Below are 23,478 nucleotides of genomic sequence, written 5' to 3'. Positions count from 1 at the left end.
GCCGCGCCTGATCTGAGAGACTACTTTCGAAACATGTCTCTCAAGAATCCGTACGGGGATTTCGAGATCACCGAACCGCAGGCGTTGCGGGCACTGGCCCATCCGGTGCGGCTGGCGATCCTCGAACACCTTCAGCGACACGGCCCCGCCACGGCGACCGGGCTCGCACCGCACGTCGGCGCCACACCGTCGGTGGTCAGCTGGCACCTGCGGCACCTCGCGACGTTCGGTCTGGTCACCGACTGGGATGGCGCCACCAGCAAACGGGAACGCTGGTGGCAGGCGACTGCCCGGGGCTTCCGTTTCACCCCTACCGACAGCGTTGAGGGGCAGTCCGCCAGCCACCAGCTGCGCGGCGAGATGTTCGCCCGAAACGCCGACGCGCCGCAGCAATGGCTGCTGCACGAGGAGCCCCGGTTGGACCCCGAGTGGCGCGCTCTGGCCGGCATGGCCGACACCCGATTCGTGGCCACCGCCGACGAGCTGCGGCAGCTCGAGGAGTCGATCGAAGAGCTGATCGCCCCGTACGTGCGGCGCAAGGAGGAGTCGTCCCCGGACGGCGCGCGGATCGTCCGGATGCTGCGCTACCTCCTGCCCGAGGCCGGCGACGACGCCCCGGCCGAGTCCGGCGACGCACCGGCCGCGTCGTGAACACCACCGGGACCGACACCCCGCGCGCCCCCGGCGCCGAGGTGGTGCGCGCCCCCGGCGCCGTGCCCTCGCCGGCCCTGTTTCGCGACCGGCGGTTTCGCACCTTCTGGTTCGGGCAGACGATTTCCGACTTCGGTGATCGGATCAGCGAACTGGCCCTGCCACTGATCGCCGTCACCCTGCTCGCCGCGACCCCTGTGCAGGTCAGCGTCCTCACCGCGTTGATCTGGCTGCCCAACCTGCTGGGCCTGTTCCTGGGCGCCTGGGTGGACCAGCGCACCCACAAGCGGCGCCTCCTGGTCATCGCGGACCTGCTCCGGGGCGCGGTGCTGCTCAGCCTGCCGCTGGCCTATCTGTTCGGCGCGGTCACCCTCGGCCAGCTCTACCTGGTGGCACTGCTCACCGGCTTCGGTGCGGTGCTGTTCGCGATGGCACGTCAGGCGTTCTTCGTGGCCCTGGTGCCGCGATCGGCGTACGTGGACGCGAACAGCAAGCTCAGCATGAGCCGGTCGCTGTCGTTCATCGCCGGTCCGGCCGTCGGCGGTGGACTGGTCCAGGCGCTGAGCGCCCCGGTCGCGATCGTCGTCGACGCGGTGTCCTTCCTCGGCTCCGCGCTGCTGCTCAGCCGCATCCCGGTGACCGAGGTGCCTCCGCCGCCACGTCGGACGTCCACCCTCGGCCTGGTCCGCGAGGGACTCGTGCTGGTGCTGCGGCATCCGGTGCTGCGTGCCGCGCTCGGCTGCACCAGCACCGTCAACTTCTTCACCTTCATCTCGGGCGCGTTGCTGGTGCTCTACGCCAGCCGCGAACTCGACCTGTCGGCCGGCGCGATCGGCGTCGCCCTCGGATTCGGGGCAGTCGGCGGGTTCGCGGGCGCGGCACTCGCACCACGGATCTCACGCGCCATCGGCCTGGGCCGTACCGCCATGATCGGCACGGTGCTCTTTCCCGCGCCGCTGGCACTGACCGCGCTGGTGTCCGGCCCCACGTGGACGAAGGTGGCCATGCTGGCGGCCATCGAGCTGGTCTCCAGCGTCGGGGTGATGCTGATGGACGTCAACCTGAACGCCCTGCTCACCGCCGTGACACCCGACGACGCGCGAGGACGCCGCGCCGGCGCGTACAGCGCTGTCAACTACGGAGTGCGCCCGCTCGGCGCGCTGGTCGGTGGCGCGTTGGGCACCACCATCGGGCTGCGACCCACCCTGGTCGTCGCCGGCCTGGGTGGCGTGCTCGCCGTGCTGTGGTTGCTCGCGTCACCGGTCCGCCACATCAGGACCCTGGACGACCAGACGGCCTGATCGACCCGGGCTGGCTCGCCCGGCCGTATCCCGGACGCTGACCCGCCGTCTCCCGGACCCTGGGCCGCCGTTGCCCGGGGCGCTGGTCACCGCATCGACCCGGTTGGGGATCGGCCCGCCGGCGCGATCGGAGGCGGTGCCGGAGAGGGCACCACCCGGATGAGCGATGCCTGTGAGTCATCGTTATGACTCACAGGCATCGCGGGCGATGAGGGCTTGGCGGTGCGGCCACCAGCGGCCGTTCCGGTGGAGGTCGGGCCTGCGTCGCGTCGTCAGCTGGTCTCCGTCAGCAGCACGCCGGCCAACTCGGTGGGCTGGGAGATCATCGGCCAGTGACCGGTGGCCATCGTGACAAGTCGCCAGTGGTCGCTGGTCAGCAGCTTGGCCACGGTGTCGTTGGGCTCGGGCCCGTCGAGCAGGCACTTGACGTACGTCGCCGGGAGGTCGCCCAACGGCCGGGTCAACACGGCCGGCTCACTGAGCGTGGCACCGGGATGCGGCGTGGAGCCGTCGATCAGACGGGCCACCTGCTCGTCGGTGAGCCCCTGACCGTCGAAGTCGGCCGCACCGAGCGGCGGCCAGTAGCCGCCATTGTCGGCGATCACCGACTCCAGTGCCGACGGCCCCTGCCACCACTCGGACACGAACGACGCGCCGTCGACCGGCACCTCAGAGTCGACGAAGATCACCCTGGTCAGCCGGTCACCGATTCGCCCGGCGGCCTGGCCCACCGGGATGCCCGAGTAGCTGTGCCCGACCAGCACCACGTCGCGCAGGTCGCGGCGCTCGACCTCATCGACGATGTCCCGCACGTGGGTCTGCTGGCCAGCGGCCACGCCCTGCTTGTCGGCGAGGCCGGAGAGCGTCAACGGGTAGGTGTCGTGCCCGGCCGCACGCAGTGACGGAACCACCTCGTCCCATGCCCACGAACCCAGCCACGCCCCCGCCACCAACACGAAATCAGCCATGGCCGGCACCCTAGCGCCGCCCTGTGACAGCCCGGCGGCTCAGGGCCAGGTGCGGGCCCGCGCCGCGAAGACCTCCGGTGGGCCCGCCACCGGCAGCACGCACAGTAGATGCCCACCGGGGGCCCGCAGCATCCGACACTCACGATGCATGCGGGGCAACATACCGACGCCGGTGTGCGCTCAGGTGTGGTCCAGTGCGGGCGGACCGACGTCGACCGGCATCCGATAGATCCACACCGGGTAGTCGACCGCCGAGTGCCCGCCGTTGAGCCCGGCGGTCAGGTGCAACTGCGCCACCGGCATCCAGAGCCGGGCATCGGCATCGAGCCACATCGCGTCCACCCAGGCCAGTCGGGGGTCCGCGACGAGCGTACGCACGCTGCGGTCCGGTGCGAGGGCGAGGACGCGTCGTCGCCGCACGTCGCTGAGGTAGATGGTGCCGTTGGCGTCGATGGCCGTACCGCCGGTGCTAGGCGTGTCGCACCACCGTTCGACCCGTCGAGCCATCTCGTCGGCGGACACCGACGGGTCGTCCAACCAGCGGGTGGCGATCCGGGACATCCCGCCGGAGGCCGGCTGGTAGTGGAGCCACCGCCCGTCCGGCGACACCTCCAGTTGGTCGACGTGCAGGCGTACCTCGGCACCGTCCGGGTCGCGCAGCGCCCGACCGTCGGCTACCAACGGCCCACCCACCGTGCTCGGATGCCCGTCCAGCACCCGGCGGGGCCGACCCGAGTCGAGGTCGAGCACGATGAGACCGGGCACCCCCGCGTCGCTGAGGTACGCCGTCGGGCCGTTGAACCGGACGTCGTCGACGTAGCTGGTCGGACGCACCGCCCGGTCGAGGTGGTAGACCCGGTCCACCCGGTCGCCGTCCGGGTCGACCACGATCAGTCGGGCGCCGCCTGGCACCTGCTGGCCGCCGATCTGCGGCGTACCCGAGTCGACGATCCACAGTCTGCCGTCCGGGCCGGCGCGCACGCTGTTGACGTGCACGAACGCGCCACCCGGCGGCTGGTCGGGCCGATTCCACGCGACATCGGGGTACGAGTCGCGACTGCCGTCCGGCAGCGCCTCGACCACCTGCACGCCGGGCCGGTCGGCCGATGGATAGCTCAGGAACACCCGCCCGCGCAGGGTCGTCACGCCCGTGCACACCCGGTCCTCGCGCAGCACCGGTGTCAACCGGGGATCCTCCTCGGTGGGCAGCGCCGTCATCGGCCCGCTCCTCACCCGCCCGGTGGCGTCCTCGGCTCCAGTCGGTGACCGACGGCTCCGGCCACCCGGCGCGGTATCCCCGGAGCACACCTGGCGAAACCGCCGGCCGAGCGACAGCCAGCGCTCAGCCGGTGTCCGGTGTCGGGGGACCGACCAGGGCGGCGAGCCGTTTCGGAGCCTGCACGCAGTAGCTCTCGGTGAGCAACTCGCCCACCTCGCCCCAGTCGGTGTCCCCGTCCAGGAGCACGCCCAGCACGTTCGGGCCCCAGTCCGGTTTGTAGAAGGGGTGTCCGCTGGCGAGGAGCCCGGCGATCTCGTCGAGTGGCGACCGGAAGACCAGCCGGCAGGTGGGACGGTCGAGCGCGGCGGCCCGGCCGTGCGTCACCTGGCGGTCGGGGTCGACGGTGTGCACGTGGGCGAAGGTCCGCTGGCGGATCCGCCAGCGGATGCCCACCCAGGCGGGCTCCTCGTAGGTCTCCGGCAGCCCGAGGCAGATCGGCCGCAGCCGGTCGAGGATCTCGGGTGGGACGTCTCCGGGTTCGGTCACGGGCAGCGACGGTAGTCGGGTGGTGTGACAAGTTCCGCTCGTCGACGGCCTCCCCGCCCGGTGGTGCGTGCACCGTCGATCCGCGAGGATGGGCGTGGTGATCCTGGGCCGTCGTCCGGGCCCACCCCACCCCCCGTGCCCGTTGAGGAGTGCCGTGCCGTCCAGTCTGCTCTCCCGCCGTGACCTCGACTTCCTGTTGCACGACTGGCTGAAGGTGGGTCAACTCGTCGAGCGACCCCGCTACGCCGAGCACTCCCGGGAGACCTTCGACGACGCCCTGGACCTCGCCGAGCGGGTGGCCACCGAGCAGTTCGCCCCGCACAACCGGGCCGCCGACCTCGCCGAGCCCACCTTCGACGGGCAGCGGGTGCGGCTCATCCCGCAGGTTCGCGCGGCGCTGGACAGCTTCGCCGAAACGGGCCTGCTCAGCGCCGGCCTGGACGCCTCGGTCGGCGGCCTGCAGTTGCCGCACGCCGTCGCGGCGGCCTGCTTCGCCTGGTTCCAGGCCGCGAACGTGGCCACCTCGGCGTACCCGTTCCTCACGCTGGGCAACGCCAACCTGCTGCTGGCGCACGGCAGCGCCGAGCAGGTGGACACCTACGTCCGGCCCATGCTGGAGGGCCGGTTCTTCGGCACCATGTGCCTGTCCGAGCCGCACGCCGGCAGCTCACTGGCCGACATCACCACCCGCGCCGAGCCGCAGGCGGACGGCACGTACCGGCTCTTCGGCACCAAGATGTGGATCTCCGGCGGCGACCACGAGCTGGCCGAGAACATCGTCCACCTGGTGCTGGCGCGGATCCCCGGCGGGCCGCCCGGGGTGAAGGGCATCTCGCTGTTCATCGTGCCCAAGGTGCTCGTCGGTGCGGACGGTTCACTCGGCGACCGCAACGACGTGGTGCTGGCCGGGCTCAACCACAAGATGGGTTTCCGGGGCACCACCAACGCCCTGCTCAGCTTCGGCGACGGCGCGCACGCCCCGGGCGGTCGCGCCGGTGCGGTCGGTCACCTGGTCGGCCCGCCGCACCAGGGCCTGGCGCAGATGTTCCACATGATGAACGAGGCCCGGATCGGGGTCGGGGCCGGCGCCACCGCGCTGGGTTACACCGGCTACCTCAAGAGCCTGGCGTACGCCAAGGAGAGGCCGCAGGGCCGGCCGGTCGGTGCGAAGGACCCGGCCTCGGCGCAGGTGCCGATCATCGACCACCCCGACGTACGCCGGATGCTGCTGGCCCAGAAGAGCTACGTGGAGGGGGCACTGGCGCTGGTGCTCTACTGCGCGCGGCTGCTCGACGAGCAGCAGACCGCCGACGCCGACGCCGACCGCGAGCGCGCGCACCTGCTGCTGGACGTGCTCACGCCGATCACCAAGAGTTGGCCGTCGCAGTGGTGCCTGGCCGCCAACGACCTGGCGATCCAGGTGCTCGGAGGTGCCGGCTACACCCGCGATCACGACGTGGAGCAGCACTACCGGGACAACCGGCTCAACCCGATCCACGAGGGCACCCACGGCATCCAGGCGCTGGATCTGCTGGGGCGCAAGATGACCATGCGGGGCGGTGCCGGTCTCACCGTGTTGACCGCGACGATCGGCGACACCGTCGAGCGGGGCCGGAAGGCCGGCGGTGAGGCGGCCGATCTGGCGGACCGGCTGGCGGGTGCGGTGGACCGCGTCACCGAGGTCACCCGTCGACTCTGGGCCGACGGCGATCCGGTGCTGGCGCTGGCCAACGCCAGCGCGTACCTGGAGGCGGTCGGGCACGTGGTGATCGCGTGGATGTGGCTGGAGCAGGTGCTGACGCTGCCGCCGGAGGAGGACGGCGACGGGTTCCACGCGGGCAAGCGGCAGGCCGCACGCTACTTCTTCAGGGTCGAGTTGCCCCGAACCGGCCCGCAGTTCGACCTGCTGGACAGCCGGGACCGGACGACCCTCGACATGCGCCCGGACTGGTTCTGACCGGGCCGGCCGTCATCGTCGGCCCTGGTGCCGCATCGCCTGTCGCCCCTTGACCACGCCGAGGATGATCACGATCACCAGCGCGATCAGACCGATGATGATCAGCCAGCGGACGGCCTCGAGGATCAGCCCGAGCAGGATCAGCACGCCGGCGACCACGCCGACGACCCAGAGCAGTGCACGCATGTCCACCTCCGGTAACCGGCCGCGCCTGGTGCGGCGGGCACGAAGGTCACCTTCCCGATCCGGCCGCCACCATGCCCCGCCTGCGGTGAGAAGCGCCCCTGATCGACTCGGGTTCCTTGAACTCGGGGGGTCCGGGACGCGGGGTTGACCCGACTTCCGGGAAACCGAGTCGATCACCGGCGCGCTTGACCGGGCCGCCGAGCCGGCTCAGCCCTTGGTGCGCGCCACGTAGACCGTGTTGGCGGACTCACCGCCGGTCAACGGGTTGGCGAACGGCACGACGTGTGCCCGTACGTCCACGAAGACCTCGGCGAGCGCCGCGGTGAACTCGGCGTCCGGCGGGTCGTCCGACCAGAGCGCGAACACCCCCTCGGGGCGCAGCAGGGCGGCCAGCCGGCGCAACCCGGCCGGCGGGTAGAACGCCGCGTGGCTGGGGTGCAGGACGTTGCGCGGGGAGTGGTCGACGTCGAGCAGCACGGCATCGAACCGCCGGCCGGGCACCTCGGCGTCGAAGCCGGTCGTACCGGCCACCGCCGCGAAGAAGTCGGCCTGCACGAACCGGGTCCGCGGGTCCTCGGCGAGCCCCGCCGCGAACGGCAGCAGACCCCGGCGGTGCCAGTCGATCACGTCCTCGATCGCCTCCACCACCAGCAGCGACCGCACCCGGGGGTCGCCCAGCGCCGCGCAGGCGGTGTAGCCCAGCCCGAGACCGCCGACGACCACGTCGAGCGAGTCACCTGTCACCTCGGCGAGGCCGAGCCGAGCCAACTCGATCTCCGCGACCGGGAACAGGCTGGACATCAGGTACTCGTCGTCGAGCTTGACCTCGTACACCTCGACCTGGAGGGCCGGGTCCCGGCGTCGGCGCAGGCTGATCGCGCCGATCGGGGTCTCCCGCCAGGCCAGCTCTTCGAAACGCGCGCCCACGGGTGCCCTCTCGCCGCCGGATTCGTCCCCGGATGGTACCGGTTGCCCCGGGCCGGCCACGCAGGGTCCACGCGACATCGACGCAACGCATATTCTGTGCCCGGCCGATCCACCGGAGGGACTCTCATGCCGTCGCGGCAGGACCAGCTGCACTCCTACCAGTTCAGCGTGCAGCGGGCGGTCGCCGCCCTGGTCATGCGGGAGACCGACCCGGCACAGTCACCGTTTCGGCGGCTGGCCGGCGCCGGCCTGGCCAGCGTCCTGGTCGCGGCGATCGCGCTCGGCGGCTTCGCGCTCTACGGCCTGTTCGCCGGCGGCGGCAACGGCTGGCGCGACCCGGGTGCGGTGATCGTGGAGAAGGAGTCCGGTGCCCGGTTCGTCTATCGCGAGCAGCGGCTGCACCCGGTGCTCAACTACGCCTCGGCGCTGCTGATCGTCGGCGCGGACCAGTCGAAGACCGTGCTGGTCTCCCGACGCACGATCGACGGTGTGCCGCGCGGGCTGCCGCTGGGCATCGCCGACGCGCCCGATTCGCTGCCCGCCCCCGGCCGGCTGGCCACGGCGGCGTGGACCGTCTGCTCGACGGCCCCGGCGGGCGAGGCACCCCGCTCCGCGCTGCTGATCGGCACCGAGCCCGACGGCGGCCGACTGCTGGGCGACGAGGCGTTGCTGCTGCGGCACCCCGACGGCGGGCTGCACCTCGTCTGGCACCAGCGGCGCCACCTCGTCCGCGATCCCAGCAGGGTGCTCGCGGCGCTCGCCACCACCCGCGCGCAGGCGGTGGCGGTGGCGCCCGCCCTGCTCAACTCACTGCCCACCGGCGCCGACCTCGCCCCGCTGGACCTTCCCGGGCTGGGGCAGCCCGCGACCCGGGTGGCGGGCGCCACGGTCGGCACCGTCTACCTGGTGAGCAACTCCGGTGGCGGCCGGCAGTACGCGGTGGCCGTCGACGCCGGCCTGGCCGGCATCACCGAGTTGCAGGCCGGGCTGTTGCTGGCGCGCACCGGGCAGGGCGAGCCGGTGCCGATGACGTTGGGCCGTTTCGCCGCGCTGCCCACGGTGCCCGACCTCGCCCCGGGCGGCGCCACCGCCCCACCGCCGACCCCGCCCCGGCTCGCGGCCAGCGACGACGGGGCCCTCTGCGCCCGCGTCGCCGACGACGGTGGGGTTGCCGAGGTGCGCTGGGGCGTACCGCTGCGGGACCTGGCGGCCATGCCACGCACCGCGCCCGGCGGCGACGCGGTGCTGGCCGACCACGTGGTGGTCGAGCCGGGTCGCGGCGCGGTGGTCGAGGCCGCCGCGGCGCCCGGCGCGTCCGGCGGCGCGGTGTCCGTGGTCACCGACCTGGGCCGACGGTACGTGGTGGCGGACCGGGAGGTGCTCCCGATGCTCGGTTACCGCAACGTGCGTCCGTTGCGGCTGCCGGCCGGGCTGGTCAGCCTCGTGCCCGCCGGGGCGACCCTGGACCCGGCCGCCGCACGGGCCGTCGCCGCCGGAGACTGAGGGTGACCCGGCCGATCAGGGCCGGGCCGGTGTCACCCGGCCGGGCGGCGCAGGATCGTCACCGCGAACGCCGCGTCGTCGCGCCACGGGCGCAGATCCCAGGTGGCGAAGCGCTGCTCCACGCGCAGCCCGGCGGCCACCGCGTCGGCGTCGAACGCGGTCAGCGGGTAGCCACGCTCGGTGCCGAAGCCCACGGTCAGCACGCCGTCGGGTCGCAGGTGCGCCGCCACGCGGCGCAGCACGTCCGGTTCGGTGCCGACGGCGACGAAGGCGAGCACATTGCCGGCCAACACCGCCGCGTCGAACGGCTCGGCCTCACCCTGTGACGGTAGATCCAGCTCGGCGAGGTCGGCGACCAGCCACGTCGGGCCGGGATAGTCGGCGCGGGCGGCATCCACCAGCGCGGGGTCGGCGTCCACACCGACCACCGTGTGCCCCCGCTCGGCCAGCGCGGCACCGACGCGGCCGGTGCCGCTGCCGGCGTCGAGAATGCGGGAACCGGGCGCGACGAGGGCATCCACCAGTCGGGCCTCGCCGGCCAGGTCCGCGCCCTCGGCCACGAGCTTGCGGAACCGGTCGATATACCACTGTGAGTGCTCGGGACCGGTGTCGGTCGCCCAGCGGGTCGGGTTGGCCATGAGGCCACCGTAACCGGGTCGGTGGGGGTGCGGCGGGGGACCCGGGGGAGACGATCAGCCCTTCTCCGCGCCGCTGGTCAGCCCCTCGGTGAGCAGCCGCTCGCTGGCGAAGAAGAGGATCACGATGGGCAGGGTGAGCACCACCGACCCGGCCATCAGCACCGTCTTGGGCACCTCCACCCCGTCGGCGAGCAGGGACAACCCCAGCGACACCGTCCACCTGTTGGGTTTGTCGACCAGGAACAGCAGGGCGAAGAGGAACTCGTTCCAGGCGATCATGAAGTCGTAGAGCGCGACCGCCATGATCGATGGCATGGCGAGGGGCAGGCTGACGCGGCGGATGATGCCGAGCCGACCGGCGCCGTCGATGGCGGCGGACTCCTCCAGACTGACCGGAATGGTCTCGAAGTAGTTCCTCAGCATGTAGACCGACACCGGCAGCGTCTGCGAGATGTAGACAAGCACCAGGCCGAACAGCGAGCCGCGCAGCTCGGCGAGGCTGAACACCACGAACAGCGGGATCGCGATGACGATCGACGGAAACAGGTAGACCGCCAGGAACAGGAAGTCGACCTGCCGCCGGCCGAAGAACCGCAGCCGGGCCACCGCGTACGCGCCGGGGATCGCCACCACCAGGGTGAGCACTGTCGCCGCGACCGCGACCAGCCCGCTGTTGCGGATGAACGTCAGGAACCCCTGGCCGCCGTCGTCGGTGGCCTTGAGGACCTCGGCGTACGTGGCCACCGTCAGCTCGCCGAAGCCGACGAGCAGCGCACCCGGGTCGAGCAGCAGCTGCTCGATGGGGCGCACCGAGAGCACCAGCATGTAGTAGAAGGGGAAGACGGTGACCACCAGGAACACGGCGATCACCAGGCGGCGCAGCCAACGCAGGCTCACCGTCTCGACCACGTCCCGGTCCATCAGCCCACCCTCCGTCCGAAGAAGCGCAGATAGATCACCACGAACACGATGAGCACCAGGGCCAGCACGACCGCCTGCGCGGAGGCCGCGCCGATGTCGGTGCGGGCGGTGAGGAACTCGTACACCCGCACGCTGACCACCTCGGTGCCGGCGGCGCCGCCGGTGAGCAGGTAGACGTCGTCGAACTTGTTGAACGTCATGATGAAACGCAGCACGCCGAGCAGGGCGATCACCGGCAGCAGTTGCGGCAGCAGGATGTGCCGGAAGCGTTGGGTGGGTGTGGCGCCGTCGACCCGGGCCGCCTCCTCCAACTCACCGGGCACCGCCTGGAGCCGGGCCAGCAGGAACAGGAACGCGAACGGGAAGTACCGCCACGCCTCGAAGACGATCACCGTGGTCAGCGCTGTCGACTCCTGGGACAGGAACGGCACCGGTGCGTCCCAGCCGAGCAGGCGTTGGCCCCACGCGTTGACGATGCCGAGCTGTGGGTCGAGCATCACCTGCCACACGAACGTCACCGCGACCACCGGCGCCACGTACGGCAGCAGCATGGACGCCCGCACCAGCGTGCGGCCCCGGAACGGTCGGCGGACCACCAGGGCGGCCACCAGACCGAGCAGGATCGACCCGACCGTACCGCCGATGCTGTAGATCAGCGTGACCCACAGTGTCTCGGCGAAGCCGGGGGTGTGCAGCACCCGGTCGATGTTGTCCATCGTGAACTCGCCGAACAGGCCGGTCTTGCGCAACGTGGCGAGCCGGACCCGCTGGAAGGCGAGCACCACCGTCCACACGATCGGGATGCCGATGACCGCGACGGTGACGAGCAGGGTCGGTGCGACGAGCGCGAGCCCGGCACGGGACTCGCGGCGGCGCAGGGTCAGTGGGCGACGGCGGCCGGGCCGTCCCGGCCGGTCCCGGGTGGGGGAGCGGCCGGTCTCCGGCGCGGTGGTGGTCAATTGACGCCCGCCTTGATGGCCTCGACGTCCTTCTTGGCGCGGCCGGCGGCGGCCGCGGCGTCGGACTTGCCGGAGTAGACGTCACTCAACGCCTTGGGCACCGGTAGCTCACCGAGCATGGCGCCGACCAGCTTGCCCTGCCCCTGGGTGAGCCCCCAGCGCTGGAAGGTGTCCGGGCTGCGGCGCAGGTCGGCGAGCACCTCGTCGCCGAACACGTCCGCGAGGGGCTTCTTCGCGTCCACACCGGCCTGGCTGGTGTTCCAGGCCGTCAGGTACGCCTCGGGCTCGGCCGGGGTGCCCTTGCGCACTGGGAAGCGACCCTCGGGGGACATGCCGAACCAGCGCGGGTAGCCGTCGCCGAGCATGTACTCCACGAAGGACTTCGCCGGGTCGGCCGCCGCGCCGTCGAGCACGGCCCACGAGCTGATCTCGCCGTACTGCGCCGGCTCGGTGCCGTTCGGGCCCTTGATCGCGGTGACGAACCCGCTGTTCTTCGCGAGGAACGCCGGGTCGGACTGGCACTGCGGGCAGGTCGGCTTGGCGTCGTTGCGCAGCCCGGCCAGCTCGTCGAGGATGAACGGCGACCAGATGACCATGGCCGCCTTGCCCGCGAAGTAGGTGGCCCGGGTGGTGTCCACGTCCTGTGCGCCCTTCACCGAGCTGGTGCGGATCAGGTCGCCGTAGAAGCGGAACGCCTCGACGCACTGGGGCGAGTCGAGGGTGACCTTTCCGGAGTCGTCGGCGAGCTGGCAGCCGTTGGCCAGTGCCAGGTGCTCGAAGGTCTGCTGGGTGAACACGTCGCTGGGCGAGGTCGCCGCGGTGATGCCGGCAACGCCGCCGGTGTTGAGTTTCGCCGCGGCGTCGGTGATCCGCTCGTACGTGTCGGGGGCGGGCAGGCCGGCGGCGGCGAACAGGTCCTTGCGGTAGACGAGCAGCTGCCCCCACCCGTCGCTGGGCACGGAGAGTTGTTTGCCGTCGTCGGAGGTGAGCTCCAGCGCTCGGGGGGAGAACGTCTGCTTGCCCAGCCTGTCGACGACCTCCGCGTTCGCCGAGGCGTGCAGCAGCTCGTTGCCGGCGAGCGTACGGATGCCGGCCAGGGAGACCGAGCCGACCACGTCGGGCAGGTCGCCGGCGGCGGCGTTGGCGGCGATCAGGGAGGGGAACTGGTCCTCGTTGACTGTCACGAGGTCGACCTGGATCCCGGTCTTCGCGGTGAAGTCGGCGATGATCGCCTTGGTGGCGGTGACCCGGTCGGCGACGTCTTCCAGGCTCCAGACGGTGATCTTCTTGCTGTTGCTGTCCGGTTCGTCGTCGCCGCAGGCCAGCAGGGAGGACGCAGTCAGTGCCATGATCAGGGTGGTGGCGAGTATCCGCCTCGGAGGTGCTGACATCGGTGGCACTCCTCTCGAAGGGTACATGACGGATTCAACACGTTCGATAGATCAATAACAAGACATATCGCGATTTTTTGCTATCCTGGAGCCCAGTGCTACCGGGATGTGACGCATGGGCAACTGGGTTGTCTCTCTCGCCGGGCCTCGACGGATCAGCCTCGAGCCCTGCCCGCCAGATCCGCTCGGCCCCGGCCAGGTCCGGGTCCGCACCTGCTACTCGGGCATCTCCGCCGGCACCGAGCTGACCCTCTACCGGGGCAGCAATCCCCGGCTCAGCAAGGACTGGGACGACGTCGCCCGGATGTTCGTCCCCCGACAGAGCCCGGTGCCCTACCCGCTGATCGGCTTCGGCTACGAAGAGGTCGGCGAGATCGTCGAGGTGGCCCCGGAGGTCACCGACCGGCACCCCGGGCAGCTCGTCTGGGGCATCTGGGGGCACCGGGCCGAGGCGGTGCTCGCCGCCGACGCGGTCCGTCCGCTCCCCGCCGGGCTGGACCCGCTCGCCGCGGTCTTCGCCCGACCCGGCGCCATCGCGCTGACCGCCGTGCTCGCTGGTGACCTGCACCTCGGCGACTGGGTCGGCGTCTTCGGGCAGGGCGTCATCGGGTTGCTCGCCACCCGACTCGCCGTGCTCTCCGGGGCGCGGGTGGTCGCCGTCGACCAGCTGCCCGACCGGCTGGCGCACGCCGCCCGCTACGGTGCCCGATCCACCGTGGACGTCGGCGTCGAGTCCGCCGCCACCGTGCTGCGGCACCTCACCGCCGGCCGGGGCGCGGACGTCTGCCTGGAGATGTCCGGCACGTACCCGGCGCTGCACGAGGCGATCCGGTCCACCGCACACGCCGGCCGGGTCGTGGCCGCCGGCTTCTACCAGGGCCAGGCCGACGCGCTCGGCCTCGGCGAGGAGTTCCACCACAACCGCATCCAGTTGGTGGCCGCCCAGGTCTCCGGTCCCACCCCCGCGCCGAGCATGGCCGGCCGGTGGACCGGTGACCGGGTCGCGCAGACCTTCATGGATCTGGTGGCTGAGCGCAGCCTCGACCCGATGCCGCTGGTCAGCCACATCGTCGACGCCAGCGCCGTCGCCGACGCCCTCGCGCTGCTCGACCGCGGCGCCGGTGACGTCCTCCAAGTGGTGTTGAGGTTCTAAAGATGACCACCATCGCGCTGGCCTGCCAGGAACAACTCCTGCCGGGCACCGACCTGATCCAGAAGTACGCCCTCGCGACCGCCCTCGGCTACCAGGGCATCGAGCTACGCGGGCGCGGCGACCTGGCGTTCGCCCGCCGCCTGCCCGAGCTGCGCCGAGCCCGCGCCGCCGGGGTGGTGATGCCCACCGTCTGCGTCGAGATGGACCACTTCATCGGCGACTTCGACCCCGCCCGCTCCGGTGACGCCGTCGGCAACCTGCGCTCGCAGCTCTCGGTGATCGCCGAGTTGGGCGGCGTCGGGGTGATGACCCCGGCGGCCTGGGGGATGTTCTCCCGGCGGCTACCACCGTTCGAACCGCCGCGTCCGCCGGCCGGCGACCGGCAGGTTCTCCTCGACGCCCTGGGCGAGCTGGGCGAGCACGCCGGGGCCGAGGGGGTCAGCCTCTTTCTCGAACCCCTCAACCGGTACGAGGATCACATGGTCAACCGTCTCGACGAGGCGGTCGCGCTCTGCGCCGCGCTCGGGCTGCCGTCGGTGCGGGTCGTCGCGGACACCTTCCACATGAACATCGAGGAGGACGACATGCATCGCGCCCTGCGTGCCGCCGCGCCGTACCTCGGGCACGTGCAGGTCAGCGACTCCAACAGGTTCCAGCCAGGTGCCGGGCACCTGGACTGGCCGGCGCTGGTGCGCACCCTGCTGGAGCTGGACTACCGGGGCTGGTTGGCCCTGGAGTGCCGGCTGCGCGGCGACCCGGTCCGGGCCCTGCAACAGGCCGCCACGGTCCTGCGACACGCGCTGCCCCGGCGGGCCGCCGCATGACCGCCGGTGCGAACCCGACGCGCGTCGACGGGGCCGTCACCGCCGAGCCGACGGGCGTCGATGGGAGCGTCACCGCCGACCCGACGCGCGTCGGCGCCGAGGTCCATCCGATCCGCGCCGACCCGACCCGCGCCGCCGGCGGCCCGGCCGGCTCCGGCGGGCCGACCGACCCGGCCGGGCTGCGTCGGCTCGCCGTCGACACCCTCGACGCCAACTGGGAACACGACCACACCGTGCCCTCGCGCACCCTCTACCCGCACCAGTGGAGTTGGGACTCCGCGTTCATCGCGATCGGGCTGGCCCAGATCCGCCCCGAGCGGGCCTGGCAGGAGCTGGCGAGCCTCTTCCGGGCGCAGTGGGCCGACGGACGGGTGCCGCACATCGTGTTCAACCCGGCGATGCGGGTCGGCGCGTACTTCCCCGGCCCGGAGCTGTGGCGCTCGGCCAGCGTCGAGGGCGCACCCGCCGTGGACACCTCCGGCCTGGTCCAGCCACCGGTGCACGCGCTCGCCGCGTTGCTGGCGTACCGGCGGGCACCCGACCCGGCCGGCCTGGCAGCACTGCGTCGGCTCTATCCCGCGCTGGTCGCCCAGCAGCACTACCTGGCGACGCGGCGGGACGTGGCCGGTGACGGGCTGGTCTGCATCGTGCACCCGTGGGAGTCCGGGTTGGACAACAGCCCGGCCTGGGACGAGCCGATGGCCGCGGTGCCGGCGGAGGCGTCCGTCATGCGCGCGTACCGTCGGCACGACACCGTGCACGCCGACGCCGCGCACCGCCCCACGGACCTGGACTACGCGCGCTACCTGGCGATCGTCGCGGCCTACCGGGACCACGGCTACGCCGACCGCCCGCTGGCCGACCACCATCCCTTCCTGGTGGAGTGCCCGCTGTTCAACGCGGCCTTCGGGTCCGCCGAACACGCCCTCGCCGAGATCGCCGTGCTTGTCGGCGCCGACCCGGGGCCGCACCGGGCTCGCGCGGCCCAGATCACCGAGGCGCTGCTACGACGGCTCCACGACCCCGGCACCGGGACGTTCCAGCCCCGTGATCTGCGCACCGACCGGCTCGTCAGCGCCCGTACCGTGCTCGGGCTGGCGCCGCTGATCCTGCCCGACCTGCCCGCGCGGCAGGCCGATGCGATTGTCGTCGAGGCCCGGTCGGCGCGCTTCGGGGTGGCCCGCCGGATGGACCGGCCGTTACCCACCCACGACCGCACCGCACCCGACTTCGAGCCCCTGCGCTACTGGCGTGGGCCGAGTTGGCTGAACATCGGCTGGCTGGTCCACCGCGGGCTGCTCACGCACGGGCACCCGGAGTTGGCCGCCGGGCTGCGCCGCTCCATGATCGACCTGGTCGGCGGGGCCGGCTGCCACGAGTACTTCCACCCGGACACCGGCGCCGGGCTGGGCTCGCCAGCGTTCAGCTGGACCGCCGCGCTGCTGCTCGACCTGCTGGCCGACTGAGCCCGCCCTCGGCGCGTACCAGGTGGTGGCCGTGCCCGGTCCCGGCTGCCCCGCTCGGCGCCACCTCAACGGTCGACCGCCGCTGCGCTGGCGGCGCAGTTTGTCGCGGCCGGGTGGGGGTAACCGCCCGGACGTGACCGACCGCGACGGGTTCCCGTACTTCATCGACGCGGTGTCCCGCCGGTCCGGCCTGCCGACCGAGCAGGCCGCCGCACTCGCCCGCGCCGTACTCCAGACGTTGGCCGAGCGGGTGACCGGTGGCGCGCCCGACGACCTCGTCGGGCACCTCCCGAACGAGGTAGACGGCTACCTGGCCGGTCCGGCCTCGGACTTGGGTGGTCCGGCCCCGGACCTTGTTGGCCCGGACCTTGTTGGCCCGGACCTTGCTGGTCCGGCCCCGGAGGTGGCCGGGGCGGTCGGTTCTGTCCTGGACCCGGCCGGCTCGGCTCTGGATCCCGCCGGGCTGGTCGGCCCGGATGGTGGCGTGGACGGGCTGGACACCGGGGTGGGCCTGGATGTGGGCGGCGTCGCTGCGGCTCCTGCGTCGGCGGGCGCCGGTCCGGTTCCCGCGTCGGCGGGCGTAGGTCCGGTTCCCCCGCCGGCGGGCGCCGGTCCGGCGGAGTTCCTGCGCAGGGTGGAAGAGCGCGCCGGAGTGGATCCGGAGACCGCCCGCGCAGGAACCGGCGCCGTCTTCGGCACGTTGCGCTCGGCGATGACCGTACGGGAGTTCCGACAGTTGGTGGCGCGACTCCCGCGCGACGGCGAAGGCGGAGTCGCGTACCGGCCCTGACCCGAGACGGTGCCCGCCGGCCCGGCGCGGCCCGGCGCGGCGCGGCGCGGCGCGGCGCGGCGCGGCCCGGCGCGGCGCGGCGCGGCCCGGCGCGGCGCGGCGCGGCGCGGCCCGGCGCGGCGCGGCGAGATCCACTCGTGTTTCTTGAAGTCGCGGTGTCGCGGTGACCGGGACACCCCGGGTTCCTGAAACACGAGCCGATCAAGGCAGGCTGGCCGCGCGAGCGGTCATCGCGCCCCCGGGTGGGCGTTGACGGTGTCGTCGCCGAAGGCGGCGGTGAACGCTTTCGCGATCAGCTCGGGCAGCTCGCTTCGTCCGTCGTCCTCGGCCCAGCGCATCACCGCCGTATGCAGGGCGGCGAGGCAGGCACTCGCCGCCGCCTGGACGTGGAACGCCACGTCGGGGTCGGTATCGGTGGCGTCGTCCCGGACGGCGGCGACGATGGCCTGCTGCAGGGCGTACTGGTTGTCCAGGTGTTTGGCCCGCAGGGCCGGCGTCGAGATCATCAGGCGGAGGCGGGCGAGCAGGAACTCCCGCTGGCTGCCACCGGTCAGTGTCGCGGCCGATTCGACGAGCGCGCCGCCGATGCGCCGGACCAGAGGCTGCGCGGCGGGCGCCGCGGCGATCCGCTCGGCGAAGAGTTGGCCGTGCTGGTCGAAGAGGACGAGGTCCTCTTTGGTGGGGAAGTGCCGGTACACGGTCATCGGGGACACCCCGGCGGCCTCGGCGACGTCCTGCACGGTCGTGGCGTCGTAGCCGCGCTCGCCGAACAGCCGGACCGCCTGCGCCTGGATCGTGCGTTGGGTGTCGGCTCGTCGTTGGGCTCGCAGTGTTGAGCGTTGGTCGGGCACGTGATAGACACTACCTCAGTGAGAGTCACTACCAGATTGGTGGTGACTAACAGGTTTGGGGTGGGTTGGCATGGGTGATCTGACCGGCAGGACGGCTCTCGTGACCGGAGCATCGCGCGGCATCGGCCAGGCGATCGCGATCCGGCTCGCGGCGCAGGGCGCGATGGTCTTCGTGCACTTCGGTACCGACCAGGGCGGCGCGACGGCGACTGTCGACAGGATCGAACGTGCCGGCGGCACCGCGCTTGCCGTCCGCGCGGAGTTGGGCGTGCAGGACGACGTCGAGACGCTCTTCGCGGGGGTCGAGGCCGGTCTGGCCGGGCGGCCACTCGACATCCTCGTCAACAACGCGGCGACCGCGCCGGCCGGTCCACTCGGTGCCACGACGCGGGCGGAGTTCGACCATCTCTTCGCGGTGAATGTGCGAGCGCCGTACTTCATCACCCAGCGGGCACTGGCACTGCTGCGCGACGGTGGACGCGTCATCACGATCTCGTCGGTGGCGACCCGGATGGCCAACCCCACCCAGACGTCGTTCGCCATGACGAAGGGCGCGGTCGAGACGATGAGCATGACCCTGGCCAACCAGGTAGGGGCCCGGGGCATCACGGTGAACGCGGTTGCTCCCGGTGCCACCCGGACGGCGACCAACGGGTCGGTCTTCGAGGCGCCGGGCCTGGCCGAATTCATCAAGGGTGCGACCGCGCTCGACCGGCTGGGCGAGCCCGACGACGTCGCCGAGGTGGTCGCGTTCCTCGCCTCCGACGGCGCACGCTGGATCACCGGTCAGGTCATCGACGCCAGTGGTGGCCTGTTCCTCGGCCCGCGCACCTGATCGCGGCCATCGTCTCGCCATTCACCGGGGAGCAACGGTCGGCCGGCCCACCCCCGCGCTCACGTCGCGGAGTCGTCCAGGTCCTCCGGGTCGGTGATCCAGGCGGAGAACACCGGCACCCCGTGCCACGGCCCGGTGGTGCCGTCGGCCCGGGTGTCGGTGGCGACTGCCACCACGGCGTACGGATGGCCGAAGCGCAGCTCGGCGGTGCGGGCGACGCCCTCCGGTGGCAGGCTGACCAGCCCGAACATTCCGGTCACCGCGGCCGCCTCGAAGCCGTACCGGTCGTACCGGGCCACCGCCGTCTGTCGTGCCTCGAAGCCCCGCACCGGTCGGGCCAGCGCCTTCGCCAGCGCCAGCGTGGCCGCCGGAAAACCCAGCGCCGGAGCGCTCAGGTCGTGCTCACCGCGGGCCGACCAGCAGGGGAGTATCGCCTGGTGTCGCTCCTCGCGGCCGTCGGGGGCCCGGGTCCGGACCCGTTCCTCGCGCACCGTCCACAGCGCGGTCTCGCCCAGCGGCAGGTCGAACAGCGAGCGGCTGCCGGCCGGTGGCGAGCCGTCGGCCGCGCCGGCACCGAGGTCGTACGCGACGGCCAGCACCTCGGCTGGCGACACCTGCGGTGCGGCGGCCACCGAGAGGACGACCAGCCCCGCGCCGTGACTGCTCTGGGCTGGCGCGGCGTGCACGATCACGTCACCGACCCGGGTGCCGGACACGATGGCGCACCGGTGGCCCTGGCTCGGGCTGCGCAACACCCGGCGTAACCCGCGCGCCCAGGCGCTGCCCGCACCGAGCGCGCGGGCGTCGACGTCGTCGAACGGGGTCGCCCAGGAGATGCGGGTGGCCAGCGCGCTGGCCAGGGCGAAGACCACATCCGGGCTGACCTTCAGGGGAAACGTGTCGATCAGGCCGTCGGTGTGCTCGCGCGCCCAGGCGTCCAACCCGGCCTGGTCGGGCAGCGCACCCACCTCGGTCGTCGCGGGCAGCGCGGCCCGCCACCCGGTCGACCCGCCGTCGCCCTGGCCCGGCAGGTGCCAGAGCGCGGTCGCCGAGGCGACAAGCGGATGCGGCGCGTCCAGTAGTGCCCGGGCGACCTTGGCCGCGCTGGCCAGGTCGGTGCCCAGAGCGCGAGCCAGATCCTCGGCGGCGGGGTCGGAGCCCTCGGCCCCGGTGGCGCAGACCGCGAGCAGCAGCCAGGCGCCGAGCGGGGAGGCGACGTGGTGCCGGTCGCCGATCGTGGCGTGCAACCGCGCGGCGTACGCGGAGAGCGGCCCGTGCAGATCGGTCGTCATGCCCCCACTCTGCCCGCCTGCTCGGCTCACGACCACAGCTCGAACGGCTCGTCGATCTCCTCGCCGGCCAGGAAGGGCGTGATCAGCCGGGGGAGTTGCCCGGGGTAGAACCGGTCCCGGCTGGCCACCACCTCCGCAAGCGGCCACCAGCGGAAGGCGAAGTAGTCCTCCACCTCGTAGTCGAGCCGGTGCGCCTCGTCCACGTCCGGGCCGGGGCCCGCCAGACGTACGGTGACGACCACCTCGTCCTGGACGTGCCGCACCTGACGGTGCAGGAAACTCGCCCGTCGTCGCCAGGTGGGCGCGCCCACCTGGTCAGCGGTGACCACGATGCCGGTCTCCTCGCGTAGCTCGCGCACCGCCGTGTCGCGATAGGTCTCCCCCGGGTCCATCCCGCCGCCCGGCAGCTCCCACCAGGTGCCCAGCCGGGGATGGTCCGGGTCGTGGGTGTGGAACAGCAACACCCGATCGGTGTGGTCGACGACCACCACCCGCACCGCGCGTCTCTGCAGGATCGGTAGGTCGCGGGGAAGATCGTCCATCGGCCCAGTCTGTCGCAACCCGCGGTGCGGCGGCGGGTAGGCTGCCCGCCGTGGCTGGTCTGTTGAGGAATGTCGCGGCTCGCATCTCCCGGGTGGGCGCGGTGATTCCGTCGCCCCGGCGTACCGGGCCGGCTCCCGCACAGGTGGCCCGCCGCCGTCAGGTGAGCGCGTTGCAGCGACGGGAGCTGACCTACGCCCCGGAGCGGGACGGTCAGGCCGACCCCGGCGAGATCGTCTGGACGTGGGTGCCGTACGAGGACGACCCCCGGCAGGGCAAGGACCGGCCGGTGCTGGTCGTCGGGCGACACAGTCGGACGCTGTTCGGGCTGATGCTGTCCAGTCAGAGCGAGCGGCACGGGCAGCGGCACTGGTTCGCGCTCGGGCCGGGTGAGTGGGACCGCGACAACCGGCCGAGCTGGGTCCGGCTGGACCGGGTGCTCACCATGCGCGAGGACAGCATCCGGCGCGAGGGTGCCGTGCTGGACCGGCCCCGGTTCGACCGGGTCGGGCAGGCGCTGCGCGCCGGCTACGGCTGGCGCTGACCGCGTCCGGACCGGTGGCGAACGGCGCATCCGGCTGCCCCGTAGGCGGGGCAGCCCCACAGTGACGCACCTGGTGGTCGTGCCTACTCGCGGCTCGGGCCGACCGCTGCGTCCCGTGCGTCCGGCGGCGGGTACGGCTGGTCGGCGAGCAGCCGGGCCAGGTGCGCGGTGTTGAGCGCCAGTGCCTTCGTGGTGCGGCCGGTCGTGTCCGGCTTGGGGCCGACGTCGCGGTAGTCCACCGTGTGCAGTGCCTCGCCCACCCAGTAGGTCGCGGCGGCGGCGGCGAGGGTGAACCCGACCTCGTTGAGCGCCTGCTGTACCTGACCGATGGTGTGGTGCGCACCGTCCTCGTTACCGACGACGGCGACGCCGGCCACCTTGCCGTAGGTCAGGAGTCGGCCCTCGGCGTCGGTCTCGGACAGTTCGGCGTCGAGGCGTTCGAGGACCATCTTGCAGACGCTGGCCGGCTGACCGAGCCAGATCGGCGTGGCGATGACGAGAACCTGGGCTGCCAGCAGTTTGGCGCGGATCGCCGGCCAGCCGTCACCGCTGCCCTCATCCGTGGACACACCGAAGCGCACGCCGTGATCGACGACCCGGACCAGTTCGCCCTCGACGCCCTGCGCGGCCAACTCGGCGAGCACCTCCCGGCCGAGTTGCTCGGAGCTCGACGGTGCTGGCGAGGGCTTGAGGGTGCAGTTGAGCACGAGGGCACGAATGGCCGCCACGTCGGTTCCTCCCGGCAGTTGTTTGGGATGCCGCTATCCCATACCCGGTCAGCGGGACCCAAACATCCATAAACGTGGCGGCGAAGCGATTGACGAGACGAAGTTGAGCCGTATATTCGACCGATACTGATGACTGAGGACGTCGCGCGGCGGGTGGCCGAGCAGGTCCGGGTGTGCTTCGGCCTGCGGCTGTCCGCGATGCAGCGGGTGACCCACGGTGCGGACCAGTACGCCAGTCTGTGGCTGGCGTCCACGGTCGACGGTGCCCGGTACGCGGTCAAGCTCAGCGGCGGTGGCACCGCCGCCGGTCTGGCCGTGACGGCGTACCTGGCCGGGCAGGGTGTGCCGGGCATCGCCGCGCCGGTGTCGACCCGCGATGGACGGCTGTGGGTCGATCACGATGGCCACCGTCTCTCGGTGGTGCCGTGGGTCTCCGACCGCCGGGCGCTCGACGGCCCGATGACCACGGCGCACTGGCGTGGGTACGGCGAGGTGCTGGCCGCCGTGCACGCGGTGCCGGTCAGCGACGAGTTGAGTCGACTGCTGCCGGTGGGTGGTGCGGCGTACCCCTCGATCGTGGCCGCGACCCGCGCGATGGCCGAGCGGCTGCGCGACCCGGACCCGGCCGACCCCGCCGGCCCGGTGGTCGCCGACCTCGCGGGGGTGTGGTCCACGGTGGCCGACCGGGTGCGGACACTGACCCGTGAGGTCGAGCGCCTGGCCGTCGACCAGCGGGACCGGCCCGCGCCGTTGGTCGTCTGCCACGGCGACCCACACCTGGGCAACCTGCTGCTCGGCGCGGACGGGCAGGTCTGGCTGATCGACTGGGACGACGCGGTGCTCGCTTCGCGTGAGTGCGACCTGATGTTCGTGCGCGGCGGGGTGCTCGCCTTCGCGCCGATCACACCCGAGCAGCAGCGGGCCGTCCTCGCCGGCTACGGCACGACCGACGTCGACCCGGCGCGGGTGGCCTGGTTCCTCGCGGTGCGCGCGCTCGACGACCTCAGCGACTGGACCCGCCAGGCGTTGGACACCGACGCCGAGGCCGCCGACCGGGACCGGGCGGCGCGGATCGTGCGCGGACTGGTGTCGCCGGTGGGTCTGGTCACCCTCGCCGACGCGGCGCTGCGCGATCTCGGTGCGCGTCACTGAGCGGCGACCGCGTCAGGGTTGGCGGGCAAAAAGAACGGCAAGGAGGTCATCCCCTCCCTGCCACTCCCAACATATACCGCACCGGGGGCCTTGCGGCAAGACCCGGGTGGTGCAGCAGAATCACCAGCCGAAGCTC

Annotated in this window: 24 protein-coding genes; 11 read left to right on the top strand and 13 right to left on the bottom strand. The window is 72.4% G+C overall.

The features are described from left to right. Window positions 1–33 precede the first annotated feature (33 nt). Both ACGFIQ_RS19300 and ACGFIQ_RS19295 read left to right on the top strand, forming a co-directional pair. Window positions 34–651 (top strand): ArsR/SmtB family transcription factor, encoded by a 618-nt coding sequence (locus ACGFIQ_RS19300; protein ID WP_393245295.1) that lies wholly within the window; start codon window positions 34–36, stop codon window positions 649–651. Further along, window positions 648–1,952: an MFS transporter gene (locus ACGFIQ_RS19295; protein WP_393245293.1), complete on the top strand. Its 1,305-nt coding sequence runs from the start codon at window positions 648–650 to the stop codon at window positions 1,950–1,952. The genes ACGFIQ_RS19300 and ACGFIQ_RS19295 overlap by 4 nt, the downstream gene beginning before the upstream one ends. A gap of 272 nt (window positions 1,953–2,224) precedes the next feature. On the opposite strand, the gene ACGFIQ_RS19290 is transcribed toward ACGFIQ_RS19295, so the two are convergent. The 3 genes from ACGFIQ_RS19290 to ACGFIQ_RS19280 all read right to left on the bottom strand — a co-directional run bounded on the left by ACGFIQ_RS19290 (window position 2,225) and on the right by ACGFIQ_RS19280 (window position 4,685). Then, complete coding sequence (locus ACGFIQ_RS19290; protein ID WP_393245291.1) at window positions 2,225–2,920, bottom strand: alpha/beta fold hydrolase; 696 nt, start codon at window positions 2,918–2,920, stop codon at window positions 2,225–2,227. Between the two features lie 180 nt (window positions 2,921–3,100). Next, window positions 3,101–4,138, bottom strand: coding sequence for an L-dopachrome tautomerase-related protein (locus ACGFIQ_RS19285; RefSeq protein WP_393245289.1), 1,038 nt, complete (start codon window positions 4,136–4,138; stop codon window positions 3,101–3,103). A 124-nt stretch (window positions 4,139–4,262) separates the two neighbouring features. Beyond that, the gene (locus ACGFIQ_RS19280; RefSeq protein WP_393245287.1) at window positions 4,263–4,685 is read right to left on the bottom strand and encodes an MmcQ/YjbR family DNA-binding protein; all 423 of its coding nucleotides are present in this window, start codon (window positions 4,683–4,685) and stop codon (window positions 4,263–4,265) included. Between the two features lie 154 nt (window positions 4,686–4,839). On the opposite strand from ACGFIQ_RS19280, the gene ACGFIQ_RS19275 reads away from it, so the two are divergent. Beyond that, complete coding sequence (locus ACGFIQ_RS19275; RefSeq protein ID WP_393245285.1) at window positions 4,840–6,642, top strand: acyl-CoA dehydrogenase; 1,803 nt, start codon at window positions 4,840–4,842, stop codon at window positions 6,640–6,642. Between the two features lie 12 nt (window positions 6,643–6,654). On the opposite strand, the gene ACGFIQ_RS19270 is transcribed toward ACGFIQ_RS19275, so the two are convergent. Continuing rightward, complete coding sequence (locus ACGFIQ_RS19270; RefSeq protein ID WP_357076185.1) at window positions 6,655–6,828, bottom strand: hypothetical protein; 174 nt, start codon at window positions 6,826–6,828, stop codon at window positions 6,655–6,657. A gap of 207 nt (window positions 6,829–7,035) precedes the next feature. After that, window positions 7,036–7,755 carry a spermidine synthase gene (locus ACGFIQ_RS19265; protein WP_393245283.1) on the bottom strand — a complete coding sequence of 240 codons (720 nt, stop codon included), beginning with the start codon at window positions 7,753–7,755 and terminating at the stop codon, window positions 7,036–7,038. 126 nt (window positions 7,756–7,881) lie between these two features. Here ACGFIQ_RS19265 and eccB point away from each other — a divergent pair, with 126 nt between their 5' ends. Then, window positions 7,882–9,258, top strand: a complete 1,377-nt coding sequence (gene eccB, locus ACGFIQ_RS19260) for a type VII secretion protein EccB (protein ID WP_393245281.1) — start codon at window positions 7,882–7,884, stop codon at window positions 9,256–9,258. Between the two features lie 32 nt (window positions 9,259–9,290). On the opposite strand, the gene ACGFIQ_RS19255 is transcribed toward eccB, so the two are convergent. The 4 genes from ACGFIQ_RS19255 to ACGFIQ_RS19240 are packed head-to-tail and all read right to left on the bottom strand — an operon-like array spanning window position 9,291 to window position 13,167. After that, window positions 9,291–9,896: a class I SAM-dependent methyltransferase gene (locus ACGFIQ_RS19255; protein ID WP_393245279.1), complete on the bottom strand. Its 606-nt coding sequence runs from the start codon at window positions 9,894–9,896 to the stop codon at window positions 9,291–9,293. 54 nt (window positions 9,897–9,950) lie between these two features. After that, a complete protein-coding gene (locus ACGFIQ_RS19250; RefSeq protein WP_357559530.1) occupies window positions 9,951–10,817 on the bottom strand; it encodes a carbohydrate ABC transporter permease in 867 nt (288 codons plus the stop codon). Then, window positions 10,817–11,776 carry a carbohydrate ABC transporter permease gene (locus tag ACGFIQ_RS19245; protein WP_393245276.1) on the bottom strand — a complete coding sequence of 320 codons (960 nt, stop codon included), beginning with the start codon at window positions 11,774–11,776 and terminating at the stop codon, window positions 10,817–10,819. Before ACGFIQ_RS19245 ends, ACGFIQ_RS19250 begins: the two co-directional genes overlap by 1 nt. Then, window positions 11,773–13,167 (bottom strand): ABC transporter substrate-binding protein, encoded by a 1,395-nt coding sequence (locus ACGFIQ_RS19240; protein ID WP_393245274.1) that lies wholly within the window; start codon window positions 13,165–13,167, stop codon window positions 11,773–11,775. The genes ACGFIQ_RS19245 and ACGFIQ_RS19240 overlap by 4 nt, the downstream gene beginning before the upstream one ends. A 115-nt stretch (window positions 13,168–13,282) precedes the next feature. Between ACGFIQ_RS19240 and ACGFIQ_RS19235 the strand changes: the two genes are divergently transcribed. The 4 genes from ACGFIQ_RS19235 (at window position 13,283) to ACGFIQ_RS19220 (ending at window position 17,400) form a co-directional block, all read left to right on the top strand. After that, window positions 13,283–14,320, top strand: a complete 1,038-nt coding sequence (locus tag ACGFIQ_RS19235; protein WP_393245272.1) for a zinc-binding alcohol dehydrogenase — start codon at window positions 13,283–13,285, stop codon at window positions 14,318–14,320. Window positions 14,321–14,322: 2 nt separating this feature from the next. Then, complete coding sequence (locus ACGFIQ_RS19230) at window positions 14,323–15,144, top strand: TIM barrel protein (RefSeq protein WP_393245270.1); 822 nt, start codon at window positions 14,323–14,325, stop codon at window positions 15,142–15,144. Continuing rightward, entirely contained in the window at window positions 15,141–16,610 is a 1,470-nt protein-coding gene (locus ACGFIQ_RS19225) for a hypothetical protein (RefSeq protein WP_393245268.1), read from the top strand. The genes ACGFIQ_RS19230 and ACGFIQ_RS19225 overlap by 4 nt, the downstream gene beginning before the upstream one ends. A gap of 133 nt (window positions 16,611–16,743) precedes the next feature. Next, window positions 16,744–17,400, top strand: coding sequence for a DUF2267 domain-containing protein (locus tag ACGFIQ_RS19220; protein WP_393245266.1), 657 nt, complete (start codon window positions 16,744–16,746; stop codon window positions 17,398–17,400). 227 nt (window positions 17,401–17,627) lie between these two features. Here the strand turns inward: ACGFIQ_RS19220 and ACGFIQ_RS19215 are convergent, their stop codons facing one another. After that, on the bottom strand, window positions 17,628–18,251 hold the full coding sequence (locus tag ACGFIQ_RS19215; RefSeq protein WP_393245264.1) for a TetR/AcrR family transcriptional regulator: 624 nt from the start codon (window positions 18,249–18,251) through the stop codon (window positions 17,628–17,630). A 70-nt stretch (window positions 18,252–18,321) separates the two neighbouring features. Here ACGFIQ_RS19215 and ACGFIQ_RS19210 point away from each other — a divergent pair, with 70 nt between their 5' ends. Next, entirely contained in the window at window positions 18,322–19,086 is a 765-nt protein-coding gene (locus ACGFIQ_RS19210) for an SDR family oxidoreductase (protein WP_393245262.1), read from the top strand. A 59-nt stretch (window positions 19,087–19,145) separates the two neighbouring features. Here ACGFIQ_RS19210 and ACGFIQ_RS19205 read toward each other — a convergent pair whose 3' ends face one another. Both ACGFIQ_RS19205 and ACGFIQ_RS19200 read right to left on the bottom strand, forming a co-directional pair. After that, the gene (locus ACGFIQ_RS19205) at window positions 19,146–20,378 is read right to left on the bottom strand and encodes a hypothetical protein (RefSeq protein WP_393245260.1); all 1,233 of its coding nucleotides are present in this window, start codon (window positions 20,376–20,378) and stop codon (window positions 19,146–19,148) included. 26 nt (window positions 20,379–20,404) lie between these two features. Then, complete coding sequence (locus ACGFIQ_RS19200; protein WP_393245258.1) at window positions 20,405–20,920, bottom strand: NUDIX hydrolase; 516 nt, start codon at window positions 20,918–20,920, stop codon at window positions 20,405–20,407. A gap of 50 nt (window positions 20,921–20,970) precedes the next feature. Between ACGFIQ_RS19200 and ACGFIQ_RS19195 the strand changes: the two genes are divergently transcribed. Further along, on the top strand, window positions 20,971–21,462 hold the full coding sequence (locus tag ACGFIQ_RS19195) for a type II toxin-antitoxin system PemK/MazF family toxin (RefSeq protein ID WP_210785052.1): 492 nt from the start codon (window positions 20,971–20,973) through the stop codon (window positions 21,460–21,462). Between the two features lie 83 nt (window positions 21,463–21,545). On the opposite strand, the gene ACGFIQ_RS19190 is transcribed toward ACGFIQ_RS19195, so the two are convergent. Next, complete coding sequence (locus ACGFIQ_RS19190) at window positions 21,546–22,190, bottom strand: flavodoxin family protein (RefSeq protein ID WP_393245255.1); 645 nt, start codon at window positions 22,188–22,190, stop codon at window positions 21,546–21,548. A 129-nt stretch (window positions 22,191–22,319) separates the two neighbouring features. Here ACGFIQ_RS19190 and ACGFIQ_RS19185 point away from each other — a divergent pair, with 129 nt between their 5' ends. Beyond that, window positions 22,320–23,342, top strand: coding sequence for a phosphotransferase enzyme family protein (locus ACGFIQ_RS19185; protein ID WP_393245253.1), 1,023 nt, complete (start codon window positions 22,320–22,322; stop codon window positions 23,340–23,342). Window positions 23,343–23,478: the final 136 nt, after the last annotated feature.

Source organism: Micromonospora sp. NPDC048898, from assembly GCF_043198035.1.
GTDB lineage: Bacteria > Actinomycetota > Actinomycetes > Mycobacteriales > Micromonosporaceae > Micromonospora.
This window is presented reverse-complemented; position numbering and strand designations above follow the sequence as displayed.